Raw genomic sequence first — 15,554 nt, 5'->3', positions numbered from 1 at the left:
CTACCGCGGGGCTAGGGAGCCAGACGGTAAATACGCTGTTGGACGGCGATATTCGGCGGTTAACTGTCACCGAACGCTGTGATCGTCGATACCCGCGCGTTTTCCTTGAGCCGGAGGCCGCCGTCGGCGACGGAAAGCGGCATCAACGGCAGATGATCGCGCACCAGCATCGAGGGATGCGAGCCGCCACGGGCCAGCAGTTCGTTGCGCGGCTGGAGCTGTGCTGCACTCTCGAGGCCGGTCAGGAATTCGTTGTGCTGGATCACGTACTGGCCGCCCTCGAGGTGCCACCAGCCGTACTCGTCGTCGGGAGCTTCGAGTTCGGTCGGCACCGGCTCGAGGTCGGCGTCTGCGAGTTCGTCACCGCCGAAGTCGATGCTACCGGGAGCGGCGACCTCGTAGACAGCGGCGACCGTCAGGTCGATGCCGTGCTCGTGGACCTGTACGGGTTCGTACACCAGATTATCGACGTACTCAGCGAGGGCGTGATCAGCAGACATGTCGGTCGAACGGATGGTTCCGAGTGGCAAAAAGGATACTGTCGCTCGCGTGAATGTGAGCGCCGGACAGGCTGGCAAACAGTGTGGTGGCCCGCCGGATAGACCGTGCCGGAGCCGCTCAGCGATGGCCGACAGTATTTGTGTTCGCGGCCGTATGCCCTCGTATGACCGACGTTCTCACCGACGACATCGCCCGCTTCGTGCGTGCGGTCGGGCCGGACCCCGACGAGACGCTGCTCGAGATGGACGAGTATGCCACCGCGGAGGGCTTTCCCCACGTTGGCCCCGAGGTCGGCGCGTTTCTCCGGTTCGTCGCCCGATTGAACGGCGCTGAACGGATCTTCGAGTTCGGCTCGGGGTATGGCTACTCCGCCTACTGGTTCGCCGCAGCGCTCCCAGACGACGGCGAGATCGTCCTCACCGAAGTCGACGCGGATGAACTCGAGCTTGCCCGCGAGTACATGGCTGCGGGTGGCTACGACGGGATCGCACGATACGAACACGGCGACGCGATGGCGACGATCGACCGCTACGATGGACCGTTCGACGTCGTCCTGATCGATCACGAAAAGGATCGGTACGCGGACGCGTTCGAGGCCGTCCGCTCGAAGATTCCTGTCGGCGGCGTCGTCATCGCTGACAACGCGATCACGGCCGGCATCATCGACTTCGACGACCTACTTGCGTGGGCCGAGGACAGCCCGTTGGACGAGACGAACGACCACACGCAAGGAATTATCGACTACCTCGAGACGGTCCGTGCTGACCCGGCCTTCGAGACGGGAGTGCTCCCGCTTGGCGAAGGAATCGCGGTGAGTTACCGCGTCGAGTAATCGGAGGTCTCGCCGTCGATAACCTGTTCGTCGGCCGGGGCCGGCGAGCCGTACTCGCGGAAGCCGAGAAAGAGCGTCGTGCCGGCGGCTGCAAGCAGCGTTGCCCACGTGATCGCAGTGAGTGCGACGACCGTCACCGCAGCGGGTCCCGGCACGGCGGCACCGACCGTCTCGAGGCCGACGGCGTGCGTGCCGGCGATCCCAAGAAACGAAAGCCACAGGCCAAGCGCCGTCTGCGCGAGCGTACGCCGTGTAACGGACTGGGCATAGCGAGCGACGCCGTAGACGCCGACGATGGCGAGCGCGGTCGCTCCGAGCGTTAATTCGACCCCGTCGACGGCGGCGTTCGCGACGCCGGCGATGGCGAAACAGGTGAGCGAGGCGGCGAGCAGGGTTCGATCCGAATCGGGTAGTGTCGGAATCACGTCGTGCACCGCTTTGCCGGGTTGAGTCGGTGCCGGGATATATAGCTGTTGGCTGACTGCAGTCACACGGAGCCGATCGCCGAGAGCTCGAACTGGCAGCGGACAGCGTCGGGTCGCTGTTGTGTCTTCCGACGGCAGCCGTCAGCGGCACTGTTCACGCGTGACCTCTTCGTAGCCGACCAGACCGACCAGCGATCGTCTCGATGTCGCTTTGGCATGCGTTCTCGTCTCCGGACGGTGTGCATTCGTGTGCTGGGGTTTGCCACTACGCTATTGATGATCCACACGAGAGAGTACGTATGTACCTCGCCGACGAAGCATGGCCGGACCTCGAGACCTACTTTGACTCGGAATCGCTCGCGCTCGTGCCACTCGGCTCGACGGAACAGCACGGCCCGCACTTGCCGGAGGCAACAGACCACCTGATCGCGGAGGCGTTGGCTCGGGAAGCCGCCGACCGGACCGGCTATCTCTGTACGCCGACGATCAACGTCGGCGTCAGCGGCCATCATCGACAGTTCCACGGAACGATGTGGGTCGAGCCGTCGGCGTTTCGCCAGTACATGGAGTCGCTGACGCGGAATCTCACCGCCCACGGGATCGACCGCGTGATCTACGTCAACGCCCACGGCGGCAACGTCCAGCATCTGCGAGAGGTCGGTGCCCGTCTTCGGCAAGCGGAAGTCGCCTACGCGATCGAATGGATGTGGGACGAGTCGATTCCGGAACTGGTCGACGATCTCTTCGCCCAAAACGGTCCGCACGGCGGGCCGAAAGAGACGGCGATGATCAAGTACCTCGAGCCGGAGCTGGTCCACGACGAGCGTCTCGAGGAAGCCCGGGACACCGGTGTGCCAAGCGTCGAGGCGGCCGGAACGGTCAAACACGGCTCGCGAACGTTCTACGACGCGATCGACAACAGCGACAACGGCGTGTTCGGCGACCAGACGGACGCGACGGCCGAAAAAGGCGCTCAGCTGTTCGAGGCAGCCAGCGACCAGCTCGTACAGCTCTGTGAGTGGCTCGCAGAACAGGCGTTCGATGATCTGCTCCCTGCAGACCACGTGTAGGCCGATCGTCGGCTCGAGCTGTGATGATAATCCTTAATAGTTCATGGCGGTTAGTTTATTATATGGCAGTCGTCAGCGTCTCGATGCCGGACGAACTCTTAGAGCGACTCGATCAGTTCGCCGACGAGCACGGCTACACCGGCCGGAGCGAAGTCGTCAGGGAAGCTTCGCGGAACCTGCTGGGCGAGTTCGAGGACACCCGACTCGAGGACCGCGATCTGATGGGCATCGTTACGGTCTTGTTCGATTACGAAACGACGAAGGTCGAAGAACGGATGATGCACCTGCGTCACGAACACGAGGACCTCGTCGCGTCGAATTTCCACAGCCACGTCGGCGATCACTACTGCATGGAACTGTTCGTCCTCGAGGGCGAACTCGAGGACATTTCGACGTTCGTCGGGAAGATCCGGGCGACCAAAGACGCGCTGACCGTCGACTACTCGGTCATCCCGGTCGACAGCTTCGATCCGATCGCACAGGACTAGCGCCGCGCAATGAACGCGTATCCTATTGGCCACCAGCCCGTGAACACCTGATCCCGACTCGAGTGCGGTCTGTGTGAGCCGTGGTGGCCAACAGTATAGTTTTACTGTCGCCCCCGCGAATGAGGAAATATGACATACCGGAAGGTCAACTACGAGGACGTCGAGCAGGTCTCGAGTGCGATGCATTTTCTCAGCGATCCGCTCGAGACCGAGCAGGTCGGGGTAACGATCGCTCGCTGTGATCCGGACTGGAAGAGCAAACCCCACGATCACACGGCCAACGGCCACGAAGAAGTCTACGTGCTTATCGAGGGTGAGGCGACGGTCGTCGTCGACGACGAGCCGGTCGACATGGAGGCCGGCGACGCACTCTGGATCCCGCCTGAATCGACGCGCCAGATCCGCAACGGTGACGACGAGAGCGCGTTCGTGCTCGTCAGCGCCCCGAGTATCGTGGACGAGGAGGGTGACGACAACGAGTGGCTGCTGTCGGGATTCGCCGGCTAGCGCTCCCGACGGTCCCCAGCACGGATTGCACTGTTCGCCCGTGGTTATTTTCACCATGGGGGCGTTCAACATGGTATGGACCTACTCGACGAGCAGCTCGTTCCGGACCACGCACGCGAGATCAAAGCCGAGGCCCGCACGTTCGCACGCGACCACATCGAACCGAACGCCCAGGAGTACTTTCAGGCCGGCGAGTATCCCGAGGAAATCCTCGAGGCGGGTCGGGATGCCGGTCTCGTGGCACAGGACATTCCCGAGGAGTGGGGCGGACGCGGATTCGATCTGGCGCAGTTGCTCGCGCTCACGGAGGAGTTCTACCGAGCCGACGCGGGAATCGCCCTGACGCTACAGTTGGCGAGTTTCGGCTGTGAGATCACCGCCGAGCACGGCACCGACGAGCAGTGCGAGGAGTACATTCGACCGGTCGCGGAAGGCAAGCAGCGCTCTGGACTGGCAGTCTCGGAGCCTGACACCGGGAGTGATCTCGCAGGGATGCAGACCCGGGCTGAACGGGACGGCGACGAGTACGTCATCAACGGCGAGAAGTACTGGGTCGGCAACGGCGTCGAAGCAGACTGGATTACCGTCTATGCCCGTACCGGCGATGATGAGGACAATCCCTACGGGAACCACTCGCTGTTCATCGTCCCGACCGACACGGATGGCTACGACGCCGAGCACATTCCCGAAAAGATGGCGATGCGTGCCTCCAAGCAGGCCCACATCGAGTTCGACGACTGCCGGATTCCCGCAGCGAACCTGATCGGCGCGGAGGGGGCCGGCTTCATGCTGCTCGCGGACTTTTTCAATCACGGCCGCATCGCCGTCGCCGGCCACGGTCTCGGTCTCGCTGCGGCCGCCATCGAGGAAGCCTGGGAGTTTACTCACGACCGCGAGGAGTTCGGCCGGACGATCAGCGACTTCCAGTCGGTCCAGCACGGTCTCGCGGAGATGCTCCTCGAGTTCGAGAGCGCCCGGACGCTCACATGGCGTGCCTGCGAGCACGTCGCAAACAGGGACCGCGCGGGCTACTGGGCAGCAATGGCGAAGACGAAAGCGACCGAAACAGCTGTCGACATCGCCGAGCAGGCCATGCAGTTCCACGGCGGCCGATCCATCCTGGACGAGCGCCGGATCGCCCGCGTCTACCGCGACGCGCGGGTCCCGGTCATCTACGAGGGCGCAAACGAAATCCAGCGCAATCTGATCTATCGGCAGGCACCTTGATGTCGTCCGTCCGCGGTCATAGCGAGGCCGTCTTCGTCCGCTCCTATCAACGACGTCGCTACCGGAAAGAGAGCAGCAGCCACCGCAGCCGAACGCGAGGATGGAGGGGGCGGGCCCGATTCGAGTTCGAAATTGACGGCTACTCGCCGGACTGCAAGTCCTGAAACGCGCCGACGAACTCGTCGTGCGTGGTCATCTCGGCGACCCTCTCGTCGACGCGCGCCTCGAGTTCGTCGACGCGGTCACAGAGGTCCTGGTACTCCTCGTTGGTCGCGAGTTCGCGGTCGGTCTTCTCCGACTCCAGCAGCGCCTTCTTCGACACGAGTGCGTAGTACTCCTGAATATCCGCCTCGTACTCCGAGCGGGCGACGACGTCGTCGACCATCTCGAGGAGGTCGTCCTTCGAGACCGGCTTGACGAGGTAGTCGTCAAAGCCCAACTCGATGATATCGAAGTCCGGGTCGACCGCCGTTACCATGACGACCCGCGAATCGTATCCCTGCTCGCGGATTCGCTCGAGGACGGCGTCGCCGGAGAGTCCGGGCATCCGCCGGTCGAGCAGGACGACCTCGACGGAGTCGGCCATCGCTGCGAGCGCTTCCTCGCCATCGTAGGCCGTCTCGACCGTCCAGTCGCTCTGGAGCCATGCAGCAAACAGGTCGGCGAGTCGGGCCTCATCGTCGACGACGAGCACCTCGATCCCGTCAGTCATTAAGTAACCCCTCCGTTCTCATCATCGGTTACAGCCACGCATCACCAATGGTACCTCTGGGTGATAAATCTCGCGACCATTTCACTGCCGAGCGGATGGTCCGACCGCTTCCTCGACAGTCAGGCTGATCCACGACCGGATACCACCGGTAGGTCGACTCGCAGCCGGCAGCGAGGCCGAAATTATCGTCCTTCGAACTCGGGTTCGTCGTCACCGAAGAAGGCGTTGATGCCCTCGTGAACGTCCTCGGAGTTGACGACGTGGCCAAAGCCCAGCGATTCGATCTCGAGTCCGGCCTCGTGGTTGTCCCAGCCTTTGTGCATCGCCCGTTTCGTATAGCGCATCGCAAGCGGCGGGCCACCGGCGAGCTTCTCGGCGTAGTCGTGTGCGGCCGTCTCGAACTCGGTGGGTTCGACGACCTCGTTGACGAACCCGAACTCCGCCATTGTCTCGGCAGGGAACCGCTCTGCGGTGAAGATGATTTCCTTTGCACGGCCCATACCGACGATACGCTGCAGACGCTGGGTGCCACCCCAGCCCGGGAGCAAGCCGAGGTTGAATTCGGGTTGGCCGAACTCCGAGCGCGAGGTCGCGATCCGGATGTCGGCACACGTCGCAAGCTCCATTCCGCCGCCGAGACAGTAGCCGTCGATGGCGGCGACGACCGGCAACTCGAGTTCCTCGAGGCGGCCAAACGTCTCCTGGCCGTCCTTCGAGAGTTCGATCGCCTCGTAGGGGTCGGTACCGCTGCCGGCGATACTCATGAAGTCTGCGCCCGCCGAGAACGCCTTCGAGCCGGCCCCTGTCAGCAGGAGTGCGCGAACGCTGTCGTCGTCATCGACGAGGTCGAGTGCGGTGTCGAGTTCCTCGACGAGCGCGATGCTGATGGAGTTCATCTGCTGGGGCCGGTCGAGTTCGATCTGTGCAACCCCGTCTCTGGGATAGGTCAGCTCGATCGCCTCGAAGTCCGGCGTTCCGTCCGTTTCGCCCGCGCTCACATCGTCGTAGAAGCCACCTTCTTCGGCGACGGTGGCGAGATAGTCGAACGGCTCGTATCGGGGATGGTCCGTTTCCTCGTAGGCATCCTCGAGCGCGTCGGCGAGCGTTTCGACGCCGTATTCGTCGGCGAATTTCGCGGGCCCGTTCGGCCAGCGCCCGCCGAGTTTGACTGCGGTGTCGATCTCGTCGGGCGACGCGACGTCCGCACCGACGAGATAGGCAACTTCGTTCGCGACGACGGCGAGCAGGCGCTCCTTGACGGTCTCGCTGAACAGCTCCTCGTCCATCGAGATGTCCGCACCGTCGCCGTCCTCGTAGTCGTAGAAGCCTTTCCCGGACTTCTGGCCGAACGCCTCGCTTTCGACCTTGGATTCAAGCAGCGGGCACGGCTCGTAGCGCTCGCCCGCAACCTCGTGCATGTACTCGAGGACGTGGTAGCCGACGTCGATGCCGACGTAGTCTGCGAGTTCGAAACTCCCCATCGGCAGCCCGATGTCGAACTTCGTCGTCGCGTCGACTTCTTCGATCGTGGCGACGTCGTCCTCGACGAGCCACGCGGCCTCGTTCATCAGCGGCACGAGGATGCGGTTGACGATGAACCCAGGCACGTCCTTGCGGACACGCACGGGGGTCTTCCCGAGGTCTTCGGCGAGATCCTCGACGACGTCGAGCGTCTCGTCTGCGGTGTGTGCCCCGGAGATGACCTCGACGAGATCCATCCGGATCGGCGGATTGAAAAAGTGCATCCCACAGAACCGTTCGGGCCGTTCGGTGACTTCCGAGAGGTCCGTAATCGAGAGACTCGAGGTGTTCGTCGCGAAGATCGCCCGGTCGGGAGCAACCCCCTCGAGATCAGTGTAGACGTCCGTTTTGATCTCCATCTGTTCGGGGACGGCCTCGATGACGACATCGGCATCGGCGACAGCTTCCTCCATGTCGACCAGCGGCGTGACGCGCTCTAAGGCTGCGTCGGCCGCTTCTTCGGTGAGCTGGTCGTTTTCGGCGAGCTTGCCCAGCGACCACTCGAGCTGCTCGTAACCGTTCTGGACGAACTCGTCTTTGATGTCGCGCATCCGTACGTCGTAGCCCGCGATGGCGGCGACTTCCGCGATTCCATGACCCATGTTGCCTGCTCCCAGAACTGCGATGGTGTTGATATCCTCGAGCTCCATGACCAGTAGTCCTATGTGAAGTCGTTTCAACGTTTCCCCCGTCAGAATTAGAAACTCTTGTTTAGTTTACTTCAGGTTACAAAACCCTTTATCGGGTGGCATGTAACAGTATCCCATGGAATTCGGGCTCACTGAGGAACACCAGCAGATCCGCGACGAAGTCCGCCGGTTCGCCGAAAACGAGATCGTGCCTAACGCCGAGAAGTACGACACTGCGGAGACGTTTCCACACGACATCGTCGACGAGGCCGCCGAGATGGGACTGGTGGGTGCCTCGATTCCCATCGAATACGGGGGGGCCGGCTACTCAACGCTCGAGTCGGTCATCATCGCCGAGGAACTGTTCTCGCACGATCCGGGCATCGCGCTCTCGATCATGGCCTGTTCGTTCGGGACCGAGGCCATCCGCGAGTTCGGGACCGAAGATCAGAAGGAACGCTTCTTGGAGCCGGTCGCGGCCGGCGAGAAGATCTCCGGCGCGGCGATTTCCGAACCCGACACCGGCTCGGACGTCTCCTCGGTGTCGACCCGCGCTGAGAAGCGCGAGGCGCAAGACGCCTCGGAACGGAGCGGCACAGCCGCGGAGAAAGACGGCGACGAATGGGTGATCAACGGCACCAAGATGTGGATCACGAACGGTTCGGTCGGTGACTTCTTCGTCGTCCTTTGTGAGACCGATCCCGACGCCGAGGGACGCTATAACGGTTTCAGCCAGCTCGTCGTCGAGGCTGACCGTGACGGCTTTTCTGCCGACAAGATCACCGGCAAGATGGGTATCCGCGCCTCCGATACCGCCGAACTCGTCCTCGACGATGTCCGCGTCCCCGAAGAGAACCTCATCGGCACCCGCGACGCCGCGTTCATGCAACAGATGTACTTCTTCGACGAGACCCGAACCGGCGTCGCCGCACAGGGACTTGGCATCGCAAAGGGCGCGCTCGAGGCCGCCCTCGAGTATGCCCAGGAGCGCGAGCAGTTCGGCAAGTCGATTTCGGAGTTCCAGGCCATCCAGCACAAGCTCGCCGACATGGCCACGAAGACCGAGGCTGCACGTAACCTGACCTACAAGGCTGCCTGGAACGTCGACCAGGGCAACGACATCACCAAACTTGCCTCGATGGCCAAGGAGTACGCCTCCCGCGTCGCCGTCGACGTCGCCGACGAGGCCGTCCAGATCCATGGCGGGGCCGGCTACGTCAACGACTTCCCCGTCGAACGGTTCTACCGCGACTCGAAGATCACCCAGATCTACGAGGGCACCACCGAGATCCAGAAGAACATCATCGCGCGGGAGCTACTCGACTAAAATCGGACCAGCCCACGTCGATCGAGCCCCGCTCTCGGCCACTGCCATCCCTCGCCAGCAGCCCTTTGTCGCGTCGACTCCTATCGTCGCGTAATGAGAGAGTTCGTCTTCGCCCTCGAGTACGATCCAGGCACGAACCCGGTGGCAGACGTCCTCGAGGCCAACCCGGAGACGACGGTGCGGTCGCTTGCCTGTCACGTCACATCGGAGAGCCTCTGGCGGGTCGATCACGCGACCGGCTCGCAGGCGGGGATCGAGGCACTCGAGTCGGCCTACCGCGAGCCGACCTACTGTGCGGACTGTCTGGTCAGGGACGATTGCGGGGCCGACTGTGAGACGCAACCCCTCGATCGCTCGAGCGACGAACTCGTCGTCTACACCTACTGGGATCGGACGGATGTCTGCACGTCGGTTCCCCACCTCGCACTCGAGTATCTCGGCGAGGGGCTGCTCTTCGAGACCTACCGGGAAGGACGGCGCTACCGCTGGCGGATCGTTCTCGGGCGCGACGCGCCGGTCGGAGACTTCTTCGACGCGCTCGGCGACGAAGTTGGGGAGTGTGCCGGCATGGAGATACTCCGGCTGACCGATCTCGACCCGGATCGCGAAGAAGACGACGCGGACAAATCGCTGCCGGCCGAACAGCGGGCAGCGCTGCAAGCCGCCGTCGAATACGGCTACTACGAGACTCCACGGCGGACCGACCTCTCCGAACTCGCCGAGAAACTGGACGTACCACGCTCGACGCTCTCTTACCGGCTCCGGCGGGCTGAAGCGACCCTCGCGACCGCGTTCGTCGCCGACGACTCACTCGAGTGGGACGAGACGATCGCGGCCGGTCGCTGAGAGGCGACTTCGGACACCGTTTGGCGCACGCCGAATAACCCGTATAGGGTCCGAGTGAGTACGATCGAGTGATGAGTGACGCTTCGCCGCCGGACGCAGGCGAGGGGCCGGACGCGAGTCGTACCCTCGAGCTTCGCGTCCCGGAGATGGACTGTTCGTCATGTGCTGGGAAGGTGACCAACAGCGTCGACCGACTCGAGGGGATCGGCGAGCTGGACGCACGCGTGACCAGCGGCCGGCTCGTCGTCGAATACGATCCGGCAGAGACGAGCGATAGCGAGATCCGCGAGCGGGTCCGGGCGGCCGGCTACGAGATCGTGGGCGACGACGGTCGTGAAGCCGGCGAACTGACCGTGTCGGTTCCCGATATGGACTGTGCCTCGTGTGCGAGCAAAGTCGAGACCGCCCTCGAGGGAGCCGACGGCGTCGACGAGATCGAGACCCGGCCCACGTCGGGCCGCGTGACCGTCGGGGTCGACGAAGGGACCGCTCCCGAGTCGATCGTCGACGCGATCGAGTCCGCCGGCTACGATGCGACGCCACTCGACAGCGACGGCGAGCCGATGGCAGACGCCGAGCCGGTCTGGAAGAGCCGGCGGGCCGCCATCACGGGCATCGGTGCCGTCGTCGTGGCCGTCGGGATGGCCCTCGAGTTCGTCGTCACCGGTCTCAACCCGACGCTCTTTGCGGTCGCCGGGCGGAGCTACGCCCTCTCGACGCTGCTCTTTATTGCGACCGCGGCCGTCGCTGGTATGCCGATCTTCCGGAACGGCTACTACTCTGCGCGCAATCGAAGCCTCGACATCGACTTCCTGATGACCGTCGGCATCATCGCTGCCGTCGCAGCCCATCACCCGTTCGAGGGGGCCATGCTCGCCGTCTTGTTCAATATCGCCGAGTTACTCGAGACGTACTCGATGGATCGCGCACGGGACTCCCTGCGGGAGCTAATGGATCTCTCGCCCGATACTGCGACCGTCAAACGCGAGGACGGCTCCGAGGAGACGATCCCAGCCGACGACCTCTCGGTCGGCGACCGCGTCGTCGTACGGCCGGGCGAGAAGATCCCCGCCGACGGCACCGTGCTCGAGGGCGAGAGCGCCATCGACGAATCCCCGATCACAGGCGAGAGCGTCCCTGCAGACAAGACGGCAGGCGACGAGGTCTTCGCCGGCACCATTGCGGAGTCGGGCTACCTCGAGGTCGATGTCGAGCAGCCAGCCGAGGACTCGACGATCGCCCGAATCGTCCGACTCGTCGAGGATGCCGAACGCGAACAGACCAAACGCGAGCAGTTCGTCGACCGTTTCGCGAGCGTCTATACGCCAATCGTCGTCGCGCTCGCGATCGCGGTCGCCGTTGGCCCGCCCCTGATCGTCGGCGCGTCGTGGAACACCTGGTTCCTGCGTGGGCTGACGCTGCTTGTCATCGCCTGCCCCTGTGCGTTCGTCATCTCGACGCCGGTCAGCGTCGTCTCGGGGATCACCAGCGCCGCGCGCAACGGCGTCCTGATCAAGGGCGGACGGTACCTCGAGTCGGTCGCCGAGAGCGAGGTTTTAGCGGTCGACAAAACGGGGACGCTCACCACTGGCGACCTGTCGGTGACCGACGTGATCCCGCTCGAGGGGGCCGACGAGGAAGACGTGCTCCGGCGGGCGAGCGCGGCCGAACGCCGCAGCGAACACCCACTCGCGCGGGCGATCGTCGGCTACGCAAAGGAGCAAGGGATCGACCCCGACGAACCGGACGTCTCGGGATTCGAAGCCCTGACCGGGAAGGGAATCCGCGCCGATATCGACGGGGAAACGCACTACGTCGGCAAACCCGATCTGTTCGAGGGGCTGGCTGATCTGGAGCACGCCCACGTCACGACCGACGGCGGGACGGCGCTCGCGGCCGACTCGCGGCCCGACTGCGACCGCGAGGGTTGTCTCGACGTGTTGCGCGAGGTCGTTCCCGAACTCGAGGCCGAGGGCAAGACCGTCATGGTCGTCGGCACCGAGGACGGCCCGATAGGTGTCGTCGCCGTCGCGGACCGAGTCCGGCCCGAAGCCGCGTGGGCCGTCTCACAGCTCCAAGACCAGGGTGTCCGCGTCGTGATGCTTACCGGCGACAACGAGGGAACTGCCCGCGCGATCGCCGAACAGGTCGGCATCGACGAGTACCACGCTGAGTTGCTCCCCGACGAGAAACTCGCGTGGATCCGCCGGCTCGAGGGAGAAGGAAACGACGACGACACGAGCAGCAACGTCGCCATGATCGGTGATGGGATCAACGACGCACCCGCGCTTGCGACCGCTGGCGTCGGCATCGCGATGGGCGCGGCGGGGACGGATACGGCCCTCGAGACGGCCGACGTGGCACTGATGGGCGACGATCTGACGCGACTACCGTATCTCTACCGGCTCTCACGGACGGCAAACGGCGTCATCCGCCAGAACATCTGGGCGAGTCTGGCCGTGAAGGCGGTGCTGGCAGCCGGCGCACCCATCGGCCTCGTGACGGTGATCCACGCGGTCGTCATCGGTGACATGGGGATGAGCCTCGGCGTGACCGGGAACGCGATGCGCCTCGCACACGTCGAGCCGGACCTGCCGGAAGACATCGACCGGCCCCAGCTCGAGGAGTGAGCCGTTACCGCCCGGTGATTCGTCGACCCATGGCACCCCCTGACTGGCCGCGCTCGCCCGGAGCGTCTTGACCCGGACAAAAACCCAAACGCGGGATTAGGGGCCTGATTCCTTCGTTTTCGGCCGTTTGCATAGTTTGGTGAGCGAGCTATGTTCGGCCAGCCCTTACATAATCTTGATGACAGAAACACCTCCTGCGGACCACAGTGTATCGACGGCCGGCGATGTCGGTGGCGTCGACGGACGGCTGCCGACGCAGGGCGGAGACGAAGCCGACGCTCGTGACCACGAGGTCGCATACGACGTCGTCACGACGCCGGTGCTCGTCATCGGGGCGGGTGCTGCCGGGGCTCGAGTCGCCATCGAACTGGCCGAATCGGGACTCGAGCCGCTCGTGGTCGGCAAGCGCGACTACGGCGACGCTCACACGACATGGGCGGCCGGCGGGATCAACGCCGCGCTCGGCTCGCTCGATCCCGAGGACGACTGGCCGATCCACGCAGCGGACACGTTGAACGAAGGGCACCACCTGAACGACCCGGAGGCCGTCGAGTTGACGGCCAAACACATGCCCGACCGGATTCGAGAACTCGACGAGTGGGGGATGTCGTTCGCCCGAACCGACGACGGAAAGATCAACCAGCGCTACTTCGGCGCGCAGTCGTACCGCCGGACCTGTTTCGTCGGCGACCGCACGGGCGAGGTCATGCTCGAGACGCTGATCGACCGAGCACAGGCCCTCGAGATCCCCTACCGCGAGAACGTGATGATCACGCGACTGCTCTCGGATGGCACCCGTGTCGACGGCGCGGTCGGGTTCGATATGGAGACCGGCGACGGGTTGCTGTTTCGGACGAATCACGTCGTGCTGGCGGCGGGTGGCTTCTCGGCGGCCTATCGACGCCACTCCTCGAGAGACGACGAGAACAACGGCGACGCGCAAGCGCTAGCGCTCGAGGCGGGCGCGCGACTCCTCGACACCGAGTTCGTCCAGTTCCACCCCACCGGAATGGTCGGGGAACGCTACGGCGACGAGTGGGACGGTCGACTCGTGACGGAGGCCGTCCGCGGGGAGGGTGGCCGACTCTACAATTCGGAGGTCTCCGCGAGTGACGCGAGCGGAGGCTCGGAAGCGCTCAGCGCTTCCGGTGGCGAGCGCTTCATGGAACGCTACTCGCCGGACCAGATGGAACTCGACGCCAGAGACGTGGTCGCACGAGCGATCGCCCAGGAGGTCCGCGAGGGGCGGGGGACCGAACACGGCGGCGTCTATCTCGACATCTCCCATCGCGACCCCGAGTACATCCGCGAGCGACTGCCGACGATGGTTGAGCGATTCGAGGGCCTCGGCGTCGATATTACGGAAGAGCCAATGGAAGTCGGGCCGACGGCCCACTACACGATGGGTGGCGTCGACATCGACTTCCAAACGGGTGAGACCGGCGTCGACGGACTGTACGCCGTCGGCGAGGCTGTCGCGGGCGTCCACGGGGCAAACCGCCTCGGCGGCAACTCGCTGGCCGAAACCGTCGCGATCGGCAAACTCGTCGGCGACCACGTCAGCGAGCAGGTCACTGCGGGCGACGACGCGCCGACGGTCACCGACAGCCAGCGAGCCCTGGCCGAACGCGAGTTCCGTGCGCTCGCGGACCTGGCCGCTTCGGATGGTGACGTCGCTCCCAGGACGCTCCTCGAGGATCTCGGCGAGGTGCTGTGGACGCACGCCGGCATTCTCCGTGACGGAACGGGACTGCGCGACGGGCTAGATCGACTCGCGGAACTCCGCGCGCGAACGGCTGACCTCCGAGTCGACGGCGACCGCACCTCTCGGTCGTTCGAGTACGCCGTCGATCTCTCGATGAGTCTCGTCGTCGCCGAGGTGGTGCTCCGCACGGCGCTCGAGCGAACCGAGTCCCGCGGCGCACATTACCGGACGGATTACCCGGAGACGGATCCGGCCTGGCGACAGAACCTCATCGTCACTGCCGACGAGAGCGGACTCTCGCTTCAACGCCGGGGCGTCGCCGGACCAAGCGAGCCAGTCCGTGAGGCCCTCGCGGAAGGGTACGAACTCGACTATCACCACCTCGAGTGACTGACTCGAGACGAACAGTCCGAACGGAATCAAGCCTCGTATTCCGCCCAGATATACCGCGTCGCGGTACTCCGGTGGGGCCGCCACGGCTCGGCGATCTCGCGCATTTCGGATCGCGGTAGCTCGTCGCCGTCGTTATACAGTTGCTCGATCCCTCGTCGAACCGCGAGATCGCCAAGCGGGAGCACGTCCGGCCGCTCGAGGACGAAAATGAGATACATGTTGGCAGTCCACTCGCCGATCCCCGTAATCTCGGTGAGGTCGGCGATCACTTCCTCGTTGGCGTGCTCGACGAGTCCGCCACGTGTAAGATCACGCTCTCGAAACGCGCGGGCGGCGTTTTCGACGTAGTCGACTTTCGTCCGCGAGAGGCCGGCCTCGCGGAGTGCATCTCGAGACGCGTCGAGCACCGACTCCGGAGTGACGACCCCGTCGAGAATGTCGAAGACGCGTTCACGGACGGCCGCGGCGCTGGCCGTCGAGAGTTGCTGATTGATGATCGAGACACAGAGGCGTTCGAACTCGTTTTCGACCGGCTCGAGCGGGTGGAGGTCGTGGCGATCGATGACGGCAGCCAGCACGGGATCTTCACGAAGGACGGGTTCGGGGTCAGGCTCGGCCATCGTCGCCGATAGGCAGTACCGAGTGATGAAAAACACGTTGCTCGCTTGCGGTCGATCGGTAGGCTGCGAGACTCCGGTCGGGAGTGCCGACCGAGTGACGCGTGCTCCCAGGAAAAGCGAT

Annotated in this window: 14 protein-coding genes; 9 read left to right on the top strand and 5 right to left on the bottom strand. The window is 64.3% G+C overall.

What is annotated here, in order from left to right; all coding sequences use genetic code 11:
• Positions 1 to 59: 59 nt before the first annotated feature.
• Entirely contained in the window at positions 60 to 500 is a 441-nt protein-coding gene (locus C476_RS04505; protein ID WP_008010293.1) for a dCTP deaminase/dUTPase family protein, read from the bottom strand.
• A gap of 164 nt (positions 501 to 664) precedes the next feature.
• On the opposite strand from C476_RS04505, the gene C476_RS04500 reads away from it, so the two are divergent.
• A complete protein-coding gene (locus C476_RS04500) occupies positions 665 to 1,333 on the top strand; it encodes an O-methyltransferase (RefSeq protein ID WP_008010292.1) in 669 nt (222 codons plus the stop codon).
• Here the strand turns inward: C476_RS04500 and C476_RS04495 are convergent.
• Positions 1,318 to 1,767 (bottom strand): hypothetical protein, encoded by a 450-nt coding sequence (locus C476_RS04495; protein ID WP_008010290.1) that lies wholly within the window; start codon positions 1,765 to 1,767, stop codon positions 1,318 to 1,320. The two genes, C476_RS04500 and C476_RS04495, sit on opposite strands and share 16 nt — an antisense overlap.
• Before the next feature lie 290 nt (positions 1,768 to 2,057).
• On the opposite strand from C476_RS04495, the gene C476_RS04490 reads away from it, so the two are divergent.
• From C476_RS04490 to C476_RS04475, 4 genes are all read left to right on the top strand, one after another.
• Positions 2,058 to 2,828 (top strand): creatininase family protein, encoded by a 771-nt coding sequence (locus tag C476_RS04490; protein ID WP_008010288.1) that lies wholly within the window; start codon positions 2,058 to 2,060, stop codon positions 2,826 to 2,828.
• Positions 2,829 to 2,890: 62 nt separating this feature from the next.
• On the top strand, positions 2,891 to 3,316 hold the full coding sequence (nikR, locus tag C476_RS04485; protein ID WP_008010286.1) for a nickel-responsive transcriptional regulator NikR: 426 nt from the start codon (positions 2,891 to 2,893) through the stop codon (positions 3,314 to 3,316).
• Positions 3,317 to 3,445: 129 nt separating this feature from the next.
• On the top strand, positions 3,446 to 3,823 hold the full coding sequence (locus C476_RS04480; protein ID WP_008010284.1) for a cupin domain-containing protein: 378 nt from the start codon (positions 3,446 to 3,448) through the stop codon (positions 3,821 to 3,823).
• A 75-nt stretch (positions 3,824 to 3,898) separates the two neighbouring features.
• A complete protein-coding gene (locus C476_RS04475; RefSeq protein WP_008010282.1) occupies positions 3,899 to 5,050 on the top strand; it encodes an acyl-CoA dehydrogenase family protein in 1,152 nt (383 codons plus the stop codon).
• Positions 5,051 to 5,189: 139 nt separating this feature from the next.
• Here C476_RS04475 and C476_RS04470 read toward each other — a convergent pair whose 3' ends face one another.
• Both C476_RS04470 and C476_RS04465 read right to left on the bottom strand, forming a co-directional pair.
• A complete protein-coding gene (locus tag C476_RS04470) occupies positions 5,190 to 5,762 on the bottom strand; it encodes a HalX domain-containing protein (RefSeq protein ID WP_008010280.1) in 573 nt (190 codons plus the stop codon).
• Positions 5,763 to 5,944: 182 nt separating this feature from the next.
• Positions 5,945 to 7,933, bottom strand: a complete 1,989-nt coding sequence (locus C476_RS04465) for a 3-hydroxyacyl-CoA dehydrogenase/enoyl-CoA hydratase family protein (protein WP_008010279.1) — start codon at positions 7,931 to 7,933, stop codon at positions 5,945 to 5,947.
• Between the two features lie 115 nt (positions 7,934 to 8,048).
• Between C476_RS04465 and C476_RS04460 the strand changes: the two genes are divergently transcribed.
• The 4 genes from C476_RS04460 to C476_RS04445 all read left to right on the top strand — a co-directional run bounded on the left by C476_RS04460 (position 8,049) and on the right by C476_RS04445 (position 14,810).
• Positions 8,049 to 9,239 (top strand): acyl-CoA dehydrogenase family protein, encoded by a 1,191-nt coding sequence (locus tag C476_RS04460; RefSeq protein WP_008010278.1) that lies wholly within the window; start codon positions 8,049 to 8,051, stop codon positions 9,237 to 9,239.
• A gap of 93 nt (positions 9,240 to 9,332) precedes the next feature.
• Positions 9,333 to 10,085, top strand: coding sequence for a helix-turn-helix domain-containing protein (locus tag C476_RS04455; RefSeq protein ID WP_008010277.1), 753 nt, complete (start codon positions 9,333 to 9,335; stop codon positions 10,083 to 10,085).
• Between the two features lie 71 nt (positions 10,086 to 10,156).
• Positions 10,157 to 12,715 (top strand): heavy metal translocating P-type ATPase, encoded by a 2,559-nt coding sequence (locus C476_RS04450; protein WP_008010276.1) that lies wholly within the window; start codon positions 10,157 to 10,159, stop codon positions 12,713 to 12,715.
• Between the two features lie 178 nt (positions 12,716 to 12,893).
• Positions 12,894 to 14,810, top strand: a complete 1,917-nt coding sequence (locus C476_RS04445; RefSeq protein ID WP_008010275.1) for an L-aspartate oxidase — start codon at positions 12,894 to 12,896, stop codon at positions 14,808 to 14,810.
• A gap of 29 nt (positions 14,811 to 14,839) precedes the next feature.
• Here C476_RS04445 and C476_RS04440 read toward each other — a convergent pair whose 3' ends face one another.
• Positions 14,840 to 15,433, bottom strand: a complete 594-nt coding sequence (locus tag C476_RS04440) for a DNA-3-methyladenine glycosylase family protein (protein ID WP_008010274.1) — start codon at positions 15,431 to 15,433, stop codon at positions 14,840 to 14,842.
• Positions 15,434 to 15,554: the final 121 nt, after the last annotated feature.

This window comes from Natrinema limicola JCM 13563 (assembly GCF_000337475.1).
In the GTDB taxonomy this organism is placed as follows: domain Archaea; phylum Halobacteriota; class Halobacteria; order Halobacteriales; family Natrialbaceae; genus Natrinema; species Natrinema limicola.
This window is presented reverse-complemented; position numbering and strand designations above follow the sequence as displayed.

Coding starts and splice junctions, on each gene's coding strand:
- C476_RS04505 (WP_008010293.1), bottom strand. CDS start 500: ATGTCTGCTGATCACGCCCTCGCTGAGTACGTCGATAATCTGGTGTAC.
- C476_RS04500 (WP_008010292.1), top strand. CDS start 665: ATGACCGACGTTCTCACCGACGACATCGCCCGCTTCGTGCGTGCGGTC.
- C476_RS04490 (WP_008010288.1), top strand. CDS start 2,058: ATGTACCTCGCCGACGAAGCATGGCCGGACCTCGAGACCTACTTTGAC.
- nikR (WP_008010286.1), top strand. CDS start 2,891: ATGGCAGTCGTCAGCGTCTCGATGCCGGACGAACTCTTAGAGCGACTC.
- C476_RS04480 (WP_008010284.1), top strand. CDS start 3,446: ATGACATACCGGAAGGTCAACTACGAGGACGTCGAGCAGGTCTCGAGT.
- C476_RS04475 (WP_008010282.1), top strand. CDS start 3,899: ATGGACCTACTCGACGAGCAGCTCGTTCCGGACCACGCACGCGAGATC.
- C476_RS04470 (WP_008010280.1), bottom strand. CDS start 5,762: ATGACTGACGGGATCGAGGTGCTCGTCGTCGACGATGAGGCCCGACTC.
- C476_RS04465 (WP_008010279.1), bottom strand. CDS start 7,933: ATGGAGCTCGAGGATATCAACACCATCGCAGTTCTGGGAGCAGGCAAC.
- C476_RS04460 (WP_008010278.1), top strand. CDS start 8,049: ATGGAATTCGGGCTCACTGAGGAACACCAGCAGATCCGCGACGAAGTC.
- C476_RS04455 (WP_008010277.1), top strand. CDS start 9,333: ATGAGAGAGTTCGTCTTCGCCCTCGAGTACGATCCAGGCACGAACCCG.
- C476_RS04450 (WP_008010276.1), top strand. CDS start 10,157: ATGAGTGACGCTTCGCCGCCGGACGCAGGCGAGGGGCCGGACGCGAGT.
- C476_RS04445 (WP_008010275.1), top strand. CDS start 12,894: ATGACAGAAACACCTCCTGCGGACCACAGTGTATCGACGGCCGGCGAT.
- C476_RS04440 (WP_008010274.1), bottom strand. CDS start 15,433: ATGGCCGAGCCTGACCCCGAACCCGTCCTTCGTGAAGATCCCGTGCTG.